This window comes from Methylobacterium sp. FW102-HT35C08, from assembly GCF_058790235.1.
On record NZ_JBYTCL010000002.1, the window covers coordinates 3,951,095 to 3,965,692 of the forward strand.

The following is a 14,598-nucleotide window of genomic DNA, read 5'->3' on the forward strand; positions in this document are numbered from 1 at the left end:
TAGGCGGCGCCGTCGTTCCGGGGCGCCGCAGGCGAGCCCGAAACTCAGAAACACTGACGGCGCAGGATCTGTCGCTGTCGCGGCTCTCGATCCTGGGCTCCGCTGCGCGGTCCCGGGATGACAGGGCGGCTCAGGCCGCCTGGACCTTCTTGAGGATGGCGACGAGCTCCCGGTGCAGCCCCTCGTTGCCAGCGGCGACCGACCGGGGCGCCAGCGGCTCGGCCGCGCCGTCCGCCGAGCTCACGAAGCCGCCCGCCTCGCGCACCAGGATCACGCCGGCGGCGAAATCGTAGGTCTGGAGGTCGCGCTCCCAGTAGGCGTCGAGGCGCCCGCAGGCGACGTAGGCCATGTCGAGGGCCGCCGAACCCATCCGGCGCGTGCCGCCGGCCACCGCCATCACGGCGCCGAGTTCGCGCAGGAGGCGCGGATGGCTGCCGCGGCCGAGATAGGGCGTGCCGTACCCGACCAGCGCGTCGGCCATGTCCTGGCGTCCGGAGACGCGCAGGCGCCGGTTGTTGAGGTAGGCGCCCTTGCCGCGCTCGGCGACGAACAGCTCGTCCTTGATCGGGTCGAAGATCACGCCGGCCACGATCTGGCCCTCGCGCTCGAGGCCGACCGAGACCGCGAAATGCGGCACGCCGTGGAGGAAGTTCGAGGTTCCGTCGAGGGGATCGACGTGCCAGGTGTGGCTCTTGTCGGTGCCCTCGATGATCCCGTTCTCCTCGAGCACGAGGCTGTAGCCCGGACGCGCCTTCATCAGGGCGTCGCGCAGCACCTCCTCGGCCTTGCGGTCGGCCGCGGAGACGAAGTCGCCCGGACCTTTGCGCGAGACCTGCAGGTTCTCGACCTCGCCGTAGTCGCGGCGCAGGCCGCGCGCGGCCTTGCGCACGGCATCGACCATGACGGTCATGAGGGGTGAGGAGATCATCTTTTCGAGACTTTTCGCGAGGACGGGTTGGCGCAGTCGTTACAGGCCGGCGCCGAAAAAGACGAGATGGGGTTGGGGGATGGGCTGGGTGCCAGCCTGAACAAGCCCTACCGGCTGACCGGCGCGGCGCGGGTCCCCTCTCCCGGGCGGGAGAGGGACAAGGTGTGGGATCAGGTCTCTCCGGAAGAAACGCGCCCTTCAGCGCGCGTCGAGAGCCTGCCCCATTCTGAAGTCAATCATCCCTCACCCCAACCCTCTCCCGCACGGGAGAGGGGGTAGGCCGCACTCTGTCAGCTGCGTCGAAAACGTCTACTCCGCCGCCTCGACGAACACCGTCCCGGCCCGCGGCAGGTCCAGCGCCTCCCAGGTTTCCGTCAACGCCGCAGCCAGGCGCGCGATGTGCCCCGCGTCGTGGAACGGCGACGGCGTGATTCGCAGACGCTCGGTGCCGCGCGGCACCGTCGGGTAGTTGATCGGCTGGATGTAGATGGCGTGGTGCTCCAGCAGGTGATCGGCCGCCGCCTTGCACAGCTCGGCGTCGCCGACCATCACCGGCACGATGTGGGTCTCGGTCTCCAGGACCGGCAGGCCCGCCGCGCTCAGGGCCAGCTTGGTGGCCGCCGCCTGGCGCTGATGCGCCTCCCGCTCGGCGCTCGAGCGCTTGAGATACCGCACCGACGCCCGGGCCGCAGCCGCCACGGCAGGCGGAAGGGCCGTCGTGAAGATGAAGCCGGGCGCGAAGCTGCGCACCGCGTCGCAGATCGCCGCCGAGGCGGTGATGTAGCCGCCGACGCAGCCGAATCCCTTGGCCAGCGTCCCCTCGATAACGTCGACCCGGTGCATCACGCCGTCGCGCTCGGCGATGCCACCGCCGCGCGGGCCGTAGAGGCCGACGGCGTGAACCTCGTCGAGGTAGGTCATCGCTCCGTAGCGGTCGGCGAGGTCGCAGATCTTGCCGATCGGCGCCACGTCGCCGTCCATCGAGTAGACCGATTCGAACACGATCAGCTTCGGCCGATCGCCGGCCTCCTGAAGCAGCTCCTCGAGGTGCTGGAGATCGTTGTGGCGGAAGATCTTCTTCGCGCAGCCGGAATGGCGCACGCCCTCGATCATCGAGTTGTGGTTGAAGGCGTCCGAGAGGATCAGGCAGTCGGGGATCAGCTTGGCGATCGTCGAGATGCCGGCCTGGTTCGACACGTAGCCCGAGGTGAAGACGAGGCCTGCCTCCTTGCCGTGCAGGTCGGCGAGTTCGCGCTCGAGATCGACGAGGGGCGAGTTGTTGCCAGCGATGTTGCGGGTGCCGCCGGCCCCGACGCCGCAGCGCGCGGCGGTGTCGGTCATGGCAGCCACGACCTCCTTGTGCTGCCCCATGCCGAGATAGTCGTTGGAGCACCACACGGTGATCTCGGTGGTCTTGCCTTCGGGCTGGCGCCACTTCGCGGTCGGAAACCGCCCGGAGATCCGCTCGATGTCGGCGAAGACGCGGTAACGGCGCTCGCCGTGCAGCTGATCCAGGGCACCGCGGAAGTAGCGCTCGTAGCCAGAACCCGCGCGCGTCGATCCCGTTGGGGCGAGCATCGTGCTGGGCATCCGGGTCACGGTCATCGAGCGTCCTTCGCGTGTTCGGCCGCGCGGGCGGCGCCGTCGAGCGCCCGGGTCCCGCGATCGAGGTCCGGCCTCGGTCAGTCCTTCGCGTGAGGGGCGCAAGATACGCGCGGATCTGGAACTGGTTCAAGGTAAGGTTCGGGCATCGCTGCGTTGCATCCGTTGAGAGGCCGGCGCGAACCCGCTAGCGTCCCCAAGGATCGTCCGGTCCGAACTTGGCTCCAGCGCCCTGTAACAGCCCATGGCACCACCCGCAGATCGCTCGTCCGGCCGGGATGTGCCCGCCCCAACCTTGCGGCGACCAAGGGTCGCGCCATGACCGACCCGAAGGTCGAGCGCGCGGAACGGCTCAAGGCAGCGCTTCGCCAGAACCTGCGCCGCCGCAAGGCCCAGGGCCGCGGCCGGGCGGAGGCGAGTCCGGCTCCGGATGCGGACCAGTCCTGCGCGCGCAAGCCTGACGGAAGCGGTCCTGATTCCGACAAATCCGGTCTATAGGGCACGGCTAAGCCTGGGCGCTTCCGCGCCCGCGAGCAGTACGGCCGGCCGCGCGCCAGTGAGGGTGCGCCGCCCGAGGACACACGATGGACCGCATCCACATCACCGGCGGCGTGCCGCTCAACGGCATCATCCCGATCTCGGGCGCCAAGAATGCGGCGCTGCCGCTGATGATCGCCAGCCTGCTCACCGGCGAGACGCTGGAGCTGATCAACGTGCCGCGGCTCGCCGATATCGCCGCGTTGACGCGGATCCTCGGCAACCACGGTGTGGACCACATGGTCGTCGGCAAGCGGCCCGGCCAGACCACCGAGACCGGCCAGACCGTCCGGCTCACCGCCTCGAACGTCATCGACACCACCGCGCCGTACGAGCTGGTCTCGACCATGCGGGCGAGCTTCTGGGTGATCGCGCCGCTGCTCGCCCGCTTCGGCGAGGCCAAGGTGTCGCTGCCCGGCGGCTGCGCCATCGGCACGCGGCCCGTGGACCTGCTGATCATGGCCCTGGAGAGACTCGGCGCCGAGATCGAGATCGATGCCGGATACGTGGTCGCCCGGACCAAGAACGGCCTGCGCGGGGCTGGGATCGACTTCCCGAAAGTCACGGTCGGCGGCACCCACGTTGCGCTGATGGCGGCGTCGCTGGCCTACGGCACCACGGTGATCGAGAACGCCGCCCGCGAGCCGGAAGTGGTCGACCTCGCCGAGTGCCTGAACAAGATGGGCGCCAAGATCCGCGGCGCTGGAACCCCGCGCATCGAGATCGAGGGCGTGGCCCGGCTGGGCGGCGCCCGCCACGAGGTCCTGCCCGACCGGATCGAGACCGGCACCTACGCGATGGCCGTGGCCATGGCCGGCGGCGACGTGGTCCTGAAGGACACGCGGGCTGACCTGCTGCACTCCGCGCTCGACGTCCTGTCGACCACCGGGGCCGAGATCAGTCAGGTCGAGGGCGGGATCCGGGTGCGCCGCAACGGCGCCGGCATTGCGGCGGTCGACATCACCACCGACCCGTTCCCGGGCTTCCCCACCGACCTGCAGGCGCAGTTCATGGCGCTGATGACGCTGGCCAAGGGCCAGTCGCACATCCGCGAGACGATCTTCGAGAACCGGTTCATGCACGTGCAGGAGCTGGCCCGCCTCGGTGCGAAGATCCGGCTCGAGGGCGACCTCGCCATCGTCGAGGGCGTGGAGCGGCTGAAGGGCGCGCCCGTGATGGCCACCGACCTGCGCGCCTCGGTTTCCCTGGTCATCGCGGGCCTCGCCGCCGAGGGCGAGACCCAGATCAACCGGGTCTACCATCTCGACCGCGGCTTCGAGGCCTTGGAGGCCAAGCTCGGCCGCTGCGGGGCGCAGATCGAGCGCGTGCGGGCCTGAGCCCAGGGACGCGGCCAACCGGCCGTCGTCGCGATCAGGGCTGCGCTACGCCTCTCGACGTCGCGCGCCCCTGGGGTCCCACGTCGCTACCCGCGTGATGACGGAGCGAAGCCCGTCCACCGCAGGCGTCTTTCGGCAAGCGCGCCCGTCAGTCGCCGATCTGCCCGCGCTTGTAGCCGAAGCCCGGGATCTCGCAGCCGCACGGCGCATTGGGCGGCGCTGGCGCCGTCACGCAGGTACCGCGGGCGGTCACGCAGACGCTGTCGCGCCACAGCGGCCGCTCGTCGCGATAGTGCCCGCGATAGCGCGGCCCGTCGTCATCCGGCGGAGGTGGAGGTAGGCGCCGCGGCCAGTCATACGCGTCGTCCGGAGGCGGCGGCCGGCGACCCCACCGCGGCGGAGGCTCGTCGAACCGGTCCGGGTCAGGACGGCCGAACACGTAGGGCCGCGCGTCCGGGCCGACCTGCGCCGCGGCAGGACCTCCGGCCGCCATCCCCAGCGTCAGCACGATCAGCCCCGCCTGCGTGATGCGCTTGCCCATCCCCGATCCTGCCTCGACGCGTTGGAGAGGCAATGTTACGCGGCCGCGCTGGGCCGAACCTGGGCCGGATCCGGATCGCCAAGCGGCTCAGGCCGTTGCCCGAACGGGAGCGTCCCGCTACCTACGCCCTGCCGCGGGCCGCTCCCGTCTGATCCGATCCGCGCTGACGTTTCCCGAGGACACCTTCATGGAGCTGCTCAGGCTCGCCGCCCTCGACGCCGAGGACCTGACCGTGATCTCCGCGCACCTCCAGGACGCGATCCTGCGCCCGGAGGATCTGACCTATCTGGCCGGCGAGCACCGGTTCCTGATGGTCGCGCGGCGCTTCGACTGGACGCCGGACGTCCCGCCGAGGCGGCGCCTCGCCGGCGTCCATTTCGAGCGCGTCCTCACCGTGAAGACGCGCGGCCTGACACCTGGCGACGCGACGCCGATGAGCCTGCTGGCCCTGACCTTCACGCCCACGAACGCCCCCTCGGGCCACGTCGATCTGGTCTTCTCCGGCGGTGCGGCGGTGCGGCTGGAGGTCGAATGCATCGAGGTCCGGATGAAGGATCTGGGCCCGGTCTGGGAAGCGGCGACCCGTCCCGGCCACGACATCGACACGCGGGATACGGCCGCCGGCACGGCGGCCTGACGAGAGACAGAAGGCATCCGATGGTCCGGCTCGACAGCAGCGATCCGCAATTCACCGCCGATTTCGCGCGCCTGCTCACGGTCAAGCGGGAGATCGCCGAGGACGTGGACGAGGCCGTGCGCGGCATCATCGGGGATGTCGTCGCCCGGGGCGACACGGCCCTGGTCGAATTCACGCGGCGGTTCGACCGCCTCGGCGCGGGGTTTTCCGCGGAGAACCTCCGGGTGACCGACGCGGAGATCACCGCGGCGGTCGCGGCCTGTCCGGCTGAATCCCTGGACGCCCTGCGCCTCGCCGCCGAGCGGATCGAGAGCTTCCACCGGGCGCAGCGCCCGACGGACCACCGCGCCACGGACGCCCTCGGGGTCACAGCCGGCTGGCGCTGGACGGCCCTGGAATCGGTCGGCCTCTACGTACCGGGCGGCACCGCGAGCTATCCGTCCTCCGTGCTGATGAACGCGCTCCCGGCCCGAGTCGCCGGCGTGCCGCGCCTCGTCATGGTGGTGCCGACACCGGACGGCCAGATGAACCCGCTGGTCCTGGCCGCCGCGCAGCTCGCGGGCGTGCACGAGGTCTACCGGGTCGGCGGCGCCCAGGCGGTGGCGGCGCTGGCCTACGGCACCGCGACCATCGCGCCGGTCGCCAAGATCGTCGGGCCCGGCAACGCCTGGGTGGCGGCGGCCAAGCGCCGTGTCTTCGGCCAGGTCGGCATCGACATGATCGCCGGCCCGTCCGAGGTGCTGATCCTGGCCGACGGCCACGCCAACCCGGACTGGATCGCCGCCGACCTGCTTGCGCAGGCCGAGCACGACGTGGCCGCGCAGGCGATCCTGATCACCGACAGCGCCGAACTCGCCGGCGCCGTCGAGGCTGCCGTCGAGCGCGCGCTGACCACCCTGCCGCGCCAGGAGATCGCCCGGGCGAGCTGGCGCGATTACGGCGCGATCATCCGGGTCCGGACCTTCGACGAGGCCGTGCCGCTGGTGGACCGCCTCGCCCCGGAGCACCTGGAGATCGAGACGGAGGATGCCGAGGCGCTGGCCGCCAGGGTGCGCAATGCCGGAGCGATCTTCCTCGGCTCGCACACGCCGGAGGCGATCGGCGACTATGTCGGTGGCCCCAACCACGTCCTGCCGACGGCCCGCTCGGCCCGGTTCTCCTCCGGGCTCGGGGTCCTCGACTTCATGAAGCGGACCACGATTCTCGCCTGCACGCCGGAGAGCTTGCGGGCGCTCGGCCCGGCAGCGATAAACCTCGGCCGGTCGGAGGGCCTTGAGGGGCATGCCCGCTCCGTCGCGATCCGGCTGAACCTGTGAGGTTTTGGGGATGGCGGAGAAGCAGCGCGGGCCGAACCGCCTCGCGAAGGTGAGCCTGGACGAGGCGTCGATCGCCCGCGGCAACCCGGATCAGGAGCACGAGCGGGCGATTGCGCTGTTCGACATCCTGGAGGACAATTCCTTCACCATCCCCGGCCGGGAGGGCCCCTATGCGCTGACGCTCGGCCTCGTCGAGAACAAGCTGTCCTTTGCGATCAGCACGGTGGATGGCGAGCCGGTGATGACGCACCTCCTGTCGCTGACGCCGTTCCGGCGGGTGATCCGCGACTACGAGATGATCTGCGAGAGCTACTACAACGCGATCCGCACCGCCTCGCCGTCGCAGATCGAGGCGATCGACATGGGTCGGCGGGGCCTGCACAACGAGGCGTCCGACACGCTCAAGCAGCGCCTCGACGGCAAGGTCGACCTCGACCACGATACGGCGCGCCGCCTGTTCACCCTGATCTTCGCCCTGCACTGGAAGGGCTAGGGTGCCGTTCGGCCCTGCGCGCGATGGCTGAGCCCTTCCCCGAGACCATACCGAAGAAGCAACGGGTCCAGTCCGTCCTGTTCATGTGCAACTACAACGCCGTGCGCTCGGTGGCGGCGGAGGCGATCGCGCGCGCCTATTTCGGCAAGTCGACCTACGTGCAATCGGCGGGCGTGCGCTCCGGTGAGCCCACGGACCCGTTCATGATCGCCGCCCTCGACGAGATCGGGATCGACGCGAGCCGGCATCGCCCGCGCACCATCGAGGAGCTGGAGGATTGGGAGGGTCTGAACTTCGACCTGATCATCACCCTCGCTCCGGAGGCGCATCACCGCGCCCTCGCCCTGACGCACACGCTCGCCGCTGATGTCGAGTATTGGCCGACCCCGGATCCGACGCTGGTGCAGGACGCCTCCCGCGAGCAGCGCCTCGACGCCTATCGGGACGTCCGCGACGGGCTCACCCGGCGGATCAAGGCCCGGTTGAAGCCGTAGCGGGACGGGATCGCGGCGCGCGGCCGGGGCAGGCCGAGCGCACGGTCTCGCAAAGCGCGGCTCATTTTGTCATGCACCCAGATTCCAGCAGTGCCTAGCAAGTGATCGACGGCAGCCTTCATGATGTAAAGTTCCTCCGCAGCTCGATCCGGAGGAGAACGTCATGAACAAAACGATCCTGTTCGTCGCGGTTGCCACGAACTACGCTGGACTGACACACCAAAGTCTGGCGCAATGGCGTCCCACGGGTGGACTACTTGACGTCACGCTGACGAATCAATGCGCGATGACGGGCGGAGAAGTCGCGTCCGCGAGACCGGACGGCATCTTCTACTGTCCCTCGCGGGCCGCCGCCGTCGATGCCCAAGTCGCCGATGCCAGTCATTTCTATTTCGTCCAGGCATACGGATCGCTCGCCATCCATACCACATCCAAGAAGCTGGCCGATTGCTGGGCCGCCCACGCGCTCGCGACGACGCCGAATGGCCCGCATTACGTCAAGCAGTGGATCAAGCACTGGCGGATCTACGGGACCCCGAACCCGATCTACGGCGCACGCGAACAGCGGATCTCGAACGTACGCAGCTGTTGTGCTTGCGGGGCGTAGGCCGGAACGCGGCCGGCCGCCCTGGCGAGGCCTGCATCGGCGCCGGGATGACGCAGGCGGAACCGCTCAAGCCGCCCGGACAGTGACGAGGAACCTGTCCATCTCGGTCTTGAGCGCGTCGGCGTGCTGCGGCAGGTCCGAGGCGGTAGCGAGCACGTGCGCCGCCGCAATGCCGGTCTGCGCGGCAGCCTGCGCCACGGTCGTGATCGTGACGGTGACCGCGCGGGTGCCTGCCGTCGCGTCCGCAACATGGCAGACGTTGTCCCGCGTTGCGGTGCCCTGCCCCTCTACCGAAGCGGCCACGGATTCCGCTATCTCGGCGATCTCACGGATCCGGCTCAGGATCGCGCTGATCGCACCGACCGCATCGCCGGTGACACGCTGGATCCGGCCGATCTGCCCGGCGATATCCTCCGTCGCCGCCGTCGTCTGCCCGGCGAGCGCCTTCACCTCGGCGGCCACCACCGCGAAGCCGCGCCCGGCGGAGCCGGCACGAGCCGCCTCGATCGCGGCGTTCAGCGCCAGCGGGTTCGTCTGCTCGGCGAGCGCGGCGATCAGCCGGACCACGGTGCCGATCGCTTCCGCCGCCTCGTGCAGCTCCGTCACCAAGGCCGCGGTCTGATCGGCCTCGGCGACGGCCAGCTGGGCCATGTCGGATGAGGCGCTGACCTGGCGGCGGATCTCCTGGTCGAGCCGTCGAGTTGCCCGGTCGCGGCCGCGAATGTGGCGATGTTGGCCTCGGCCTGCCCGGCGGCGACCCGGTTGGAGTCCCGAGCTGTCCCCTGGGCCGTATCGGCCATCTGCCGCGCGGTCGCCTGAAGCGCAGCGGCCGCGGAAGCGACCCGGGCGATGATCCCGGCGACGGCGCGCTCGAAGCGTTCGGCCATCTCCTGGGTGGCCGCCCGGCACCGCGCCTCGGCCGACCGGCGCGCCTCGGTGGACACGTCTTCCAGCAACCGGGCACAGAACACATCTATTCGAAATCTATAGATTTTTTTTCGCCGGGCGATTTTTCAAATCCGCCCCTGGACAATCCGAGCCGACGCGGAGGGCTCGGCAGATCTGACGCGCGATCGTCGGGCGCATCCGCACACCCGAGGTCGGGATTCCACGGGTTGACGGTTGCGGGCCGGTCGTCCTCGCAACGACGCATTCGACAGTCAGCGCGGCGGGAAAGGCAGGGTTTCGGCTCGCCCGGCCGGGGGTCATCGCGCGACGGACACGGTCCCGGGCCCATCACCGGGTCGGGGACCTATCCGCGGCCGCCGATCAACCAGGCGCGGAAGCGGCTGGCAAGCATTGGCCGGGCGCGAACCACGTCGTCGTCGGCGAGGAGCGGCGAGCCCGCCAGGGCCGACAGATACGCGTCCTCGGTGTCCCGACAGGCCCGAAAGGCCGCGTCGGCGGCCAGTTCCCGCTCGGTGAGCACGGCCTGGATCTCGAAGTTGCGGTTGAGGCAGTCGCGCCAGAGGTCGTGCCGCATCGCGGCGTCGCCGCTCGCCCGTGCCGTACCGCAGCCGACGACCAGCAGCGCCGCGAGAGACAGGACCGGCGACAGGTGGCGGGCTGGCAGCATCGATCAGGCACTCCGTCCCCGGACAGAATGCCACCGATAGGGTTAGCAACCGGTTAAGATATCGGCTCGGAGGCGAGAGGCACCCGCGGGCGGCGCCCGACGCGGCAGCCTCAGCGATTGGCGGTTGTGACGGGCGAGGTGACGCCGCCGAGCGACACCCAGGCGACAGCGTCCTGGCTCTCGCGCTTGATGAACACGTAGCCGGTCCGGTGCCAGGGCAGGATCGCGTTGGTCTTGTTGTCCAGGACGAGGTCGCCCCGGTCGGTGACCAGCGTCAGCACCGCGTGGCCCTCGCCCTTCTCGTCGATCACCACGGTCATGCGCATCGCCCGCCGCGGCAGGCCCGCCTCGGCCAGCATGTGGCGCTTGAGCAGCTGGAAGTCCTCGCAATCGCCGATGCCGTCCTCGGCTAGGTCCCAGCGGTCGGCCACGTGCAGGTGGTCCTGGTCGGTCATCGGCTCGACCACCTTGTTCACCCGCCGGTTCACCGACACGATCGTCGCCCAGGTCGCCGGCGTCAGGCTGATCCGCGACGGCTCGGTCCGGTCCACCGCGCATTCCGCCGCGTAGCTCTGGCAGAACGTCACCCACGCGGCGATCGGACGGGCATCACCCTGCACCTTGGCACCGGCCTCGGACGGCAGGCTCGCCAGCGTCTGCGCCGCCGCAGGGAGCGCGAGCCCGGCCAGGCCGAGGACCGAGAGGGCGAGGCCGAAGACCGCGCGGCGAGGGCCGGAGAGCCGACGCGATGCGGAGCCGGAGACCAGTCCCTGCACCTTGGAAACCGCGAACCGCATCGCCGTGACCCAACCGTTAAGCTCTCGTTAACGAAAGCTCTCACGCCGGCGGGCCGGCGGCAATCCGCCGATTAACAAAAGGTTAATGCTGTGCGCAACGCGGATAATGCAGGACGGCCACATCGTTGTGATCGCGGGTTCGCCGCCTGCGCGAAAACGTGAATGAACACCGAGACCTTCCTGATCGGCGAAGGTCGTTATCCCCGCGCCGCATCCCCGGGAAACAGCCTGTGGGCGGCAGGAGGAAATCTCATGCGGTGCGCAGCAAGCAGGGTTACCGGGATCGTCCTGGCCGGACTCGCAGCAGGTGCTCTCGGTCCGGTCGCGGCCTTCGCGGCCCCGACCACGCCGCCCGCGGCGTCCGGCGGGACGAGCGCCGCCGACCTGAAGAGCGACGGTCCGACACAGCCGGCCAAGGTCCAGGACGGCCAGTACACCGACAAGAACGGCGACCCGACCTACCACGTCACCGACAACGGCAAGAAAGTCGACTGGTACACGATGTCCGGCTATCTCCGGTACAACGCCAACTGCATCGTCTGCCACGGGCCGGACGGCATGGGCTCGACCTACGCGCCGTCTCTGGTCGATGCCCTCAAGGGCATGGACTACGCGCACTTCGCCGGGATCATCGTCGGCGGCAAGAAGGACGTGAACGCCTCGCAGGAGCTGGTCATGCCGGCCTTCGGGGATAACCGGAACGTCATGTGCTACATGCCCGACATCTATACGTATCTGCGTGCCCGCTCCGACGGCGCGCTGGGCCGCAACCGTCCCCCCGAGCACGAGCCCAAGCCGGCGGCTTTCGAGAAGGCCGAGGATGCCTGCATGAAGTGACGGTCCAAATGGACCTGACGGGGCGGTCCTGACCGACTGAACCTGAGCGCGCATCGAGCCGCAAAGTTGCGTGGTTCGGTTGCGCACGACATACTCCGCGTAAGACGCTGAAGAGCGGGCGCCAAGCTCGCCGAGGGGGTCGCAGGGGGTGGAACGTGGTTCAGGGATCGGGGGTTCGCCGCCATCTGTGCGGCATCTGCACGGCCTGGACGGAGGCGGCCTCGGCCACCGACGCGGTCGGGGACGTGGCCCGGGCCGTCGGCGATTCCGCCCTGTCGCAGATCGTGGTGTTCTTCTCCGCCGATTACGATGCCGAGATGCTGGCCCGCGAGTTGGAGACCCGGTTTCCCGGCGTTCCAGTGGCCGGCTGCTCGATGTCGGGCGGCATCGCGCCGGCCGGCGGTCTAGACCGTGGCCTCGTCGCCATCGCGTTTCCAGCCGAACGCTTCCGCATCGTCTCGACGGTGCTGGATGCCATCGACCATCTCGACGTCGAGCGGACCGCGTCCGCGGTCCGCTCGCTGCGCCGGACGCTCGATCCGTCGGAGCGCTGCCGCGAGGGTGACCCGGCCGCGGCCGGGCGGCGCTTCGCGCTCTCGCTGATCGACGGCCTCACCAATGCCGAGGAAACCGTGGTCTCGGCCATCGCCTGGGCGCTCGACGGGATCCCGATCGTCGGCGGCTCGGCCGGCGACGACCTGCGCTTCCGGGACGCGGTCCTGCTCCACGGCGGCAAGATCCACCGCAAGGCGGCGGTCCTGGTGCTGGTCGAGACGGATTTCTCGGTGGAGATCTTCAAGAGCGACAATTTCGAGCCGACTCGGACCAAGTTCGTGGTCACGGCGTCGGACGGCGAGCGGCGCACCGTGCACGAGCTGAATGCCGAGCCGGCGGCGCGCGAATACGCGATGGCGATCGGCCTCGATCCCGAAGGCCTGTCGCCGATGAGCTTCGCCGCCTACCCGCTCGCCGTGAAGGTCGGGGGCGAGTATTTCTGCCGGTCGATCCGCCGGATGAACGAGGACGGCTCGCTGAGCTTCTTCTGCGCCGTCGACGAGGGCGTCGTGCTGACGCTGGCCGAGCCGCGCGACATCGTCGCCTCGACGCGGGCGGAGCTGACCCGGCTCGACGCGGCGCTCGGCGGGGTCGACCTGATCATCGGCTTCGAATGCGTGCTGCGCCGTCTCGACGCCGAGAGCCGCCAGGTGCGCCACGGCATCACCGACCTCTACCGCCGCTACAACGTCGTCGGCTTCGAGACCTTCGGCGAGCAGTACCGGGCGATGCACCTGAACCAGACCTTCACGGGCATCGCTATCGGCAAGAGCCTGGCCGTGGCGGAACCCGGCGACGCCCTGCCCCCGGTGGCCTCGTGACCGTCCATGCCGGCGGGCTCGAGACCGACGCGTCCCTGCACCGGCGGATCGAGAAGCTCGAGCGCATCAACGCCGCGCTGATGTCCCATGTCGAGCGGACCATGGACCAGCGGGGCAGCGCCTACTCGCTGTTCCAGACCGCCATCATGCTGGAAGGCCGGGTCCGCACCCGGACCGAGGAGCTCACCGGGCTGATGCACCGGCTGGAGCGCTCCAACGCGGCGCTGGGTGCCGCCAAGGAGGAGGCCGAGACCGCGAACCGGTCCAAGACCCGCTTTCTCGCAGCGGCGAGCCACGACCTGCTGCAGCCCGTGAACGCCGCTCGCCTGTCGATCTCGGCGCTGGCCGACCTCGACGTGCCGCCGGAGGCGCGCATCATCGCCGGCCAGGTGGAGCGCGGGCTCCAGACGATCGAGGACCTGATCAAGACACTCCTGGACATCTCCAAGCTCGATGCCGGCATCGTCCGGCCGCAACTGCAGCCGGTGTTCCTGCCCGACCTGCTGGCCGAGCTGGCGGAGAGCTTCAAGCCGTTCGCGGAGCGCAAGGGCCTGCGGCTCTCGGTGCGCTGCCCGGACCTGACCGTCACCAGCGACGTGGTCCTGCTGCAGCGCATCCTCCAGAACCTGGTCTCGAACGCGGTCCGGTACACGAGCGCGGGCGGCATCGTCCTGGCCGCGCGGCGGCGCGCCGGCGGCGTCCGGGTGGAGGTGACCGATACCGGCTGCGGGATCAGCGCCGAGGAACGCGACCTCGTCTTCGACGAGTTCTTCCGCGGCGGCGCGCGCACCGCCACCGGGGAGGAGCCGGGGCTGGGCCTCGGCCTGTCGATCGTCCGGCGCATGGCCCAGGCGCTGGACCATCCGCTGAGCCTCGCCTCCCGGCCCGGCCACGGCACCCGCGTCGCGCTGTCCCTGCCCTTGAGCGCCGTTCCGGCCGCCGGCGCGCCGCCCGCTCCCGTGGCGACCCGGCTGTCGGGGGCGCATGTCCTGGTGGTCGAGAACGACGCCTCCACGGCCGACGCCCTCGCGCGCCTGCTCCAGAACTGGGACGCGCGGGTCTCGACCTTCCGCGATCTCGCCGGCGTTCAAGCGGCCGTCGCGGCCGGGGCGCCGCCGCCGGACATCCTCGTGCTCGATTACCACCTCGACGACGGCGCCTGCGGGCTCGACGTCGCCGCCTACCTCCAGGCCGGGCGCACCGATCCGCTCCCGGTCATCGTGACGACCGCGGATCATACCGAGGACGTCGAGGCGCGGGTCGTGGCGGCGGGGGCCGAGCTCGTGCGCAAGCCGATCAAGCCGGCGCAGCTCCGTTCGCTGTTGACCTACATGCTCGCCTGAGCGGCGCCCCGGGCCGCGCATGGACGCGCCGATCGGTCGCCCGAGGCGAACAAACCCGCCCGCGCCGTGACATACAACACACCGCGCCCCTCGACGGGCCGCCGGCGCTGCGCGACAGGAAGCCAGTCTTCGTGGCGCGACCGCGCCCGGATTTTTCCCAACGATCGACGTCACGGC

General features: G+C 70.1%; 16 protein-coding genes. 10 read left to right on the top strand and 6 right to left on the bottom strand.

The window, feature by feature from the left end; genetic code table 11:
• Positions 1-130: 130 nt before the first annotated feature.
• Together AC3WSN_RS18810 and hemA are read right to left on the bottom strand one after the other, a co-directional pair.
• Positions 131-928 (bottom strand): inositol monophosphatase family protein, encoded by a 798-nt coding sequence (locus tag AC3WSN_RS18810; RefSeq protein ID WP_192711507.1) that lies wholly within the window; start codon positions 926-928, stop codon positions 131-133.
• Between the two features lie 309 nt (positions 929-1,237).
• Positions 1,238-2,506 (bottom strand): 5-aminolevulinate synthase, encoded by a 1,269-nt coding sequence (gene hemA, locus AC3WSN_RS18815; RefSeq protein ID WP_492543160.1) that lies wholly within the window; start codon positions 2,504-2,506, stop codon positions 1,238-1,240.
• Between the two features lie 342 nt (positions 2,507-2,848).
• Between hemA and AC3WSN_RS18820 the strand changes: the two genes are divergently transcribed.
• Both AC3WSN_RS18820 and murA read left to right on the top strand, forming a co-directional pair.
• The gene (locus tag AC3WSN_RS18820; RefSeq protein ID WP_492539964.1) at positions 2,849-3,028 is read left to right on the top strand and encodes a hypothetical protein; all 180 of its coding nucleotides are present in this window, start codon (positions 2,849-2,851) and stop codon (positions 3,026-3,028) included.
• 86 nt (positions 3,029-3,114) lie between these two features.
• The gene (gene murA, locus AC3WSN_RS18825; protein ID WP_492539966.1) at positions 3,115-4,404 is read left to right on the top strand and encodes a UDP-N-acetylglucosamine 1-carboxyvinyltransferase; all 1,290 of its coding nucleotides are present in this window, start codon (positions 3,115-3,117) and stop codon (positions 4,402-4,404) included.
• 148 nt (positions 4,405-4,552) lie between these two features.
• On the opposite strand, the gene AC3WSN_RS18830 is transcribed toward murA, so the two are convergent.
• Positions 4,553-4,945: a hypothetical protein gene (locus tag AC3WSN_RS18830; protein ID WP_492539968.1), complete on the bottom strand. Its 393-nt coding sequence runs from the start codon at positions 4,943-4,945 to the stop codon at positions 4,553-4,555.
• Between the two features lie 187 nt (positions 4,946-5,132).
• Here AC3WSN_RS18830 and AC3WSN_RS18835 point away from each other — a divergent pair, with 187 nt between their 5' ends.
• From AC3WSN_RS18835 to AC3WSN_RS18855, 5 genes are all read left to right on the top strand, one after another.
• On the top strand, positions 5,133-5,582 hold the full coding sequence (locus tag AC3WSN_RS18835) for a DUF2948 family protein (protein WP_192711510.1): 450 nt from the start codon (positions 5,133-5,135) through the stop codon (positions 5,580-5,582).
• Positions 5,583-5,602: 20 nt separating this feature from the next.
• On the top strand, positions 5,603-6,898 hold the full coding sequence (gene hisD, locus AC3WSN_RS18840; RefSeq protein ID WP_492539970.1) for a histidinol dehydrogenase: 1,296 nt from the start codon (positions 5,603-5,605) through the stop codon (positions 6,896-6,898).
• 10 nt (positions 6,899-6,908) lie between these two features.
• A complete protein-coding gene (locus tag AC3WSN_RS18845; protein WP_192711512.1) occupies positions 6,909-7,391 on the top strand; it encodes a UPF0262 family protein in 483 nt (160 codons plus the stop codon).
• 23 nt (positions 7,392-7,414) lie between these two features.
• Entirely contained in the window at positions 7,415-7,885 is a 471-nt protein-coding gene (locus AC3WSN_RS18850; protein WP_492539972.1) for an arsenate-mycothiol transferase ArsC, read from the top strand.
• Between the two features lie 163 nt (positions 7,886-8,048).
• Positions 8,049-8,492 carry a hypothetical protein gene (locus tag AC3WSN_RS18855; protein ID WP_492539974.1) on the top strand — a complete coding sequence of 148 codons (444 nt, stop codon included), beginning with the start codon at positions 8,049-8,051 and terminating at the stop codon, positions 8,490-8,492.
• Between the two features lie 66 nt (positions 8,493-8,558).
• Here the strand turns inward: AC3WSN_RS18855 and AC3WSN_RS18860 are convergent, their stop codons facing one another.
• The 3 genes from AC3WSN_RS18860 to AC3WSN_RS18870 form a co-directional block, all read right to left on the bottom strand.
• The gene (locus tag AC3WSN_RS18860; RefSeq protein WP_492539976.1) at positions 8,559-9,143 is read right to left on the bottom strand and encodes a methyl-accepting chemotaxis protein; all 585 of its coding nucleotides are present in this window, start codon (positions 9,141-9,143) and stop codon (positions 8,559-8,561) included.
• 601 nt (positions 9,144-9,744) lie between these two features.
• On the bottom strand, positions 9,745-10,068 hold the full coding sequence (locus AC3WSN_RS18865; protein ID WP_192711517.1) for a hypothetical protein: 324 nt from the start codon (positions 10,066-10,068) through the stop codon (positions 9,745-9,747).
• Positions 10,069-10,178: 110 nt separating this feature from the next.
• Entirely contained in the window at positions 10,179-10,865 is a 687-nt protein-coding gene (locus AC3WSN_RS18870) for a transglutaminase-like cysteine peptidase (protein WP_492539978.1), read from the bottom strand.
• A 252-nt stretch (positions 10,866-11,117) separates the two neighbouring features.
• On the opposite strand from AC3WSN_RS18870, the gene AC3WSN_RS18875 reads away from it, so the two are divergent.
• From AC3WSN_RS18875 to AC3WSN_RS18885, 3 genes are all read left to right on the top strand, one after another.
• Complete coding sequence (locus AC3WSN_RS18875; RefSeq protein WP_192709952.1) at positions 11,118-11,702, top strand: c-type cytochrome, methanol metabolism-related; 585 nt, start codon at positions 11,118-11,120, stop codon at positions 11,700-11,702.
• A gap of 155 nt (positions 11,703-11,857) precedes the next feature.
• Positions 11,858-13,078, top strand: coding sequence for an FIST signal transduction protein (locus AC3WSN_RS18880; RefSeq protein WP_492539980.1), 1,221 nt, complete (start codon positions 11,858-11,860; stop codon positions 13,076-13,078).
• The gene (locus AC3WSN_RS18885; RefSeq protein ID WP_492539982.1) at positions 13,075-14,421 is read left to right on the top strand and encodes an ATP-binding response regulator; all 1,347 of its coding nucleotides are present in this window, start codon (positions 13,075-13,077) and stop codon (positions 14,419-14,421) included. The genes AC3WSN_RS18880 and AC3WSN_RS18885 overlap by 4 nt, the downstream gene beginning before the upstream one ends.
• The last annotated feature ends 177 nt before the right edge of the window (positions 14,422-14,598 follow it).

Bases quoted from the DNA above. Each gene is read 5' to 3' on its own strand.
- AC3WSN_RS18810 (WP_192711507.1), bottom strand. From the start codon at position 928: ATGATCTCCTCACCCCTCATGACCGTCATGGTCGATGCCGTGCGCAAG.
- hemA (WP_492543160.1), bottom strand. From the start codon at position 2,506: ATGCTCGCCCCAACGGGATCGACGCGCGCGGGTTCTGGCTACGAGCGC.
- AC3WSN_RS18820 (WP_492539964.1), top strand. From the start codon at position 2,849: ATGACCGACCCGAAGGTCGAGCGCGCGGAACGGCTCAAGGCAGCGCTT.
- murA (WP_492539966.1), top strand. From the start codon at position 3,115: ATGGACCGCATCCACATCACCGGCGGCGTGCCGCTCAACGGCATCATC.
- AC3WSN_RS18830 (WP_492539968.1), bottom strand. From the start codon at position 4,945: ATGGGCAAGCGCATCACGCAGGCGGGGCTGATCGTGCTGACGCTGGGG.
- AC3WSN_RS18835 (WP_192711510.1), top strand. From the start codon at position 5,133: ATGGAGCTGCTCAGGCTCGCCGCCCTCGACGCCGAGGACCTGACCGTG.
- hisD (WP_492539970.1), top strand. From the start codon at position 5,603: ATGGTCCGGCTCGACAGCAGCGATCCGCAATTCACCGCCGATTTCGCG.
- AC3WSN_RS18845 (WP_192711512.1), top strand. From the start codon at position 6,909: ATGGCGGAGAAGCAGCGCGGGCCGAACCGCCTCGCGAAGGTGAGCCTG.
- AC3WSN_RS18850 (WP_492539972.1), top strand. From the start codon at position 7,415: ATGGCTGAGCCCTTCCCCGAGACCATACCGAAGAAGCAACGGGTCCAG.
- AC3WSN_RS18855 (WP_492539974.1), top strand. From the start codon at position 8,049: ATGAACAAAACGATCCTGTTCGTCGCGGTTGCCACGAACTACGCTGGA.
- AC3WSN_RS18860 (WP_492539976.1), bottom strand. From the start codon at position 9,143: ATGGCCCAGCTGGCCGTCGCCGAGGCCGATCAGACCGCGGCCTTGGTG.
- AC3WSN_RS18865 (WP_192711517.1), bottom strand. From the start codon at position 10,068: ATGCTGCCAGCCCGCCACCTGTCGCCGGTCCTGTCTCTCGCGGCGCTG.
- AC3WSN_RS18870 (WP_492539978.1), bottom strand. From the start codon at position 10,865: ATGCGGTTCGCGGTTTCCAAGGTGCAGGGACTGGTCTCCGGCTCCGCA.
- AC3WSN_RS18875 (WP_192709952.1), top strand. From the start codon at position 11,118: ATGCGGTGCGCAGCAAGCAGGGTTACCGGGATCGTCCTGGCCGGACTC.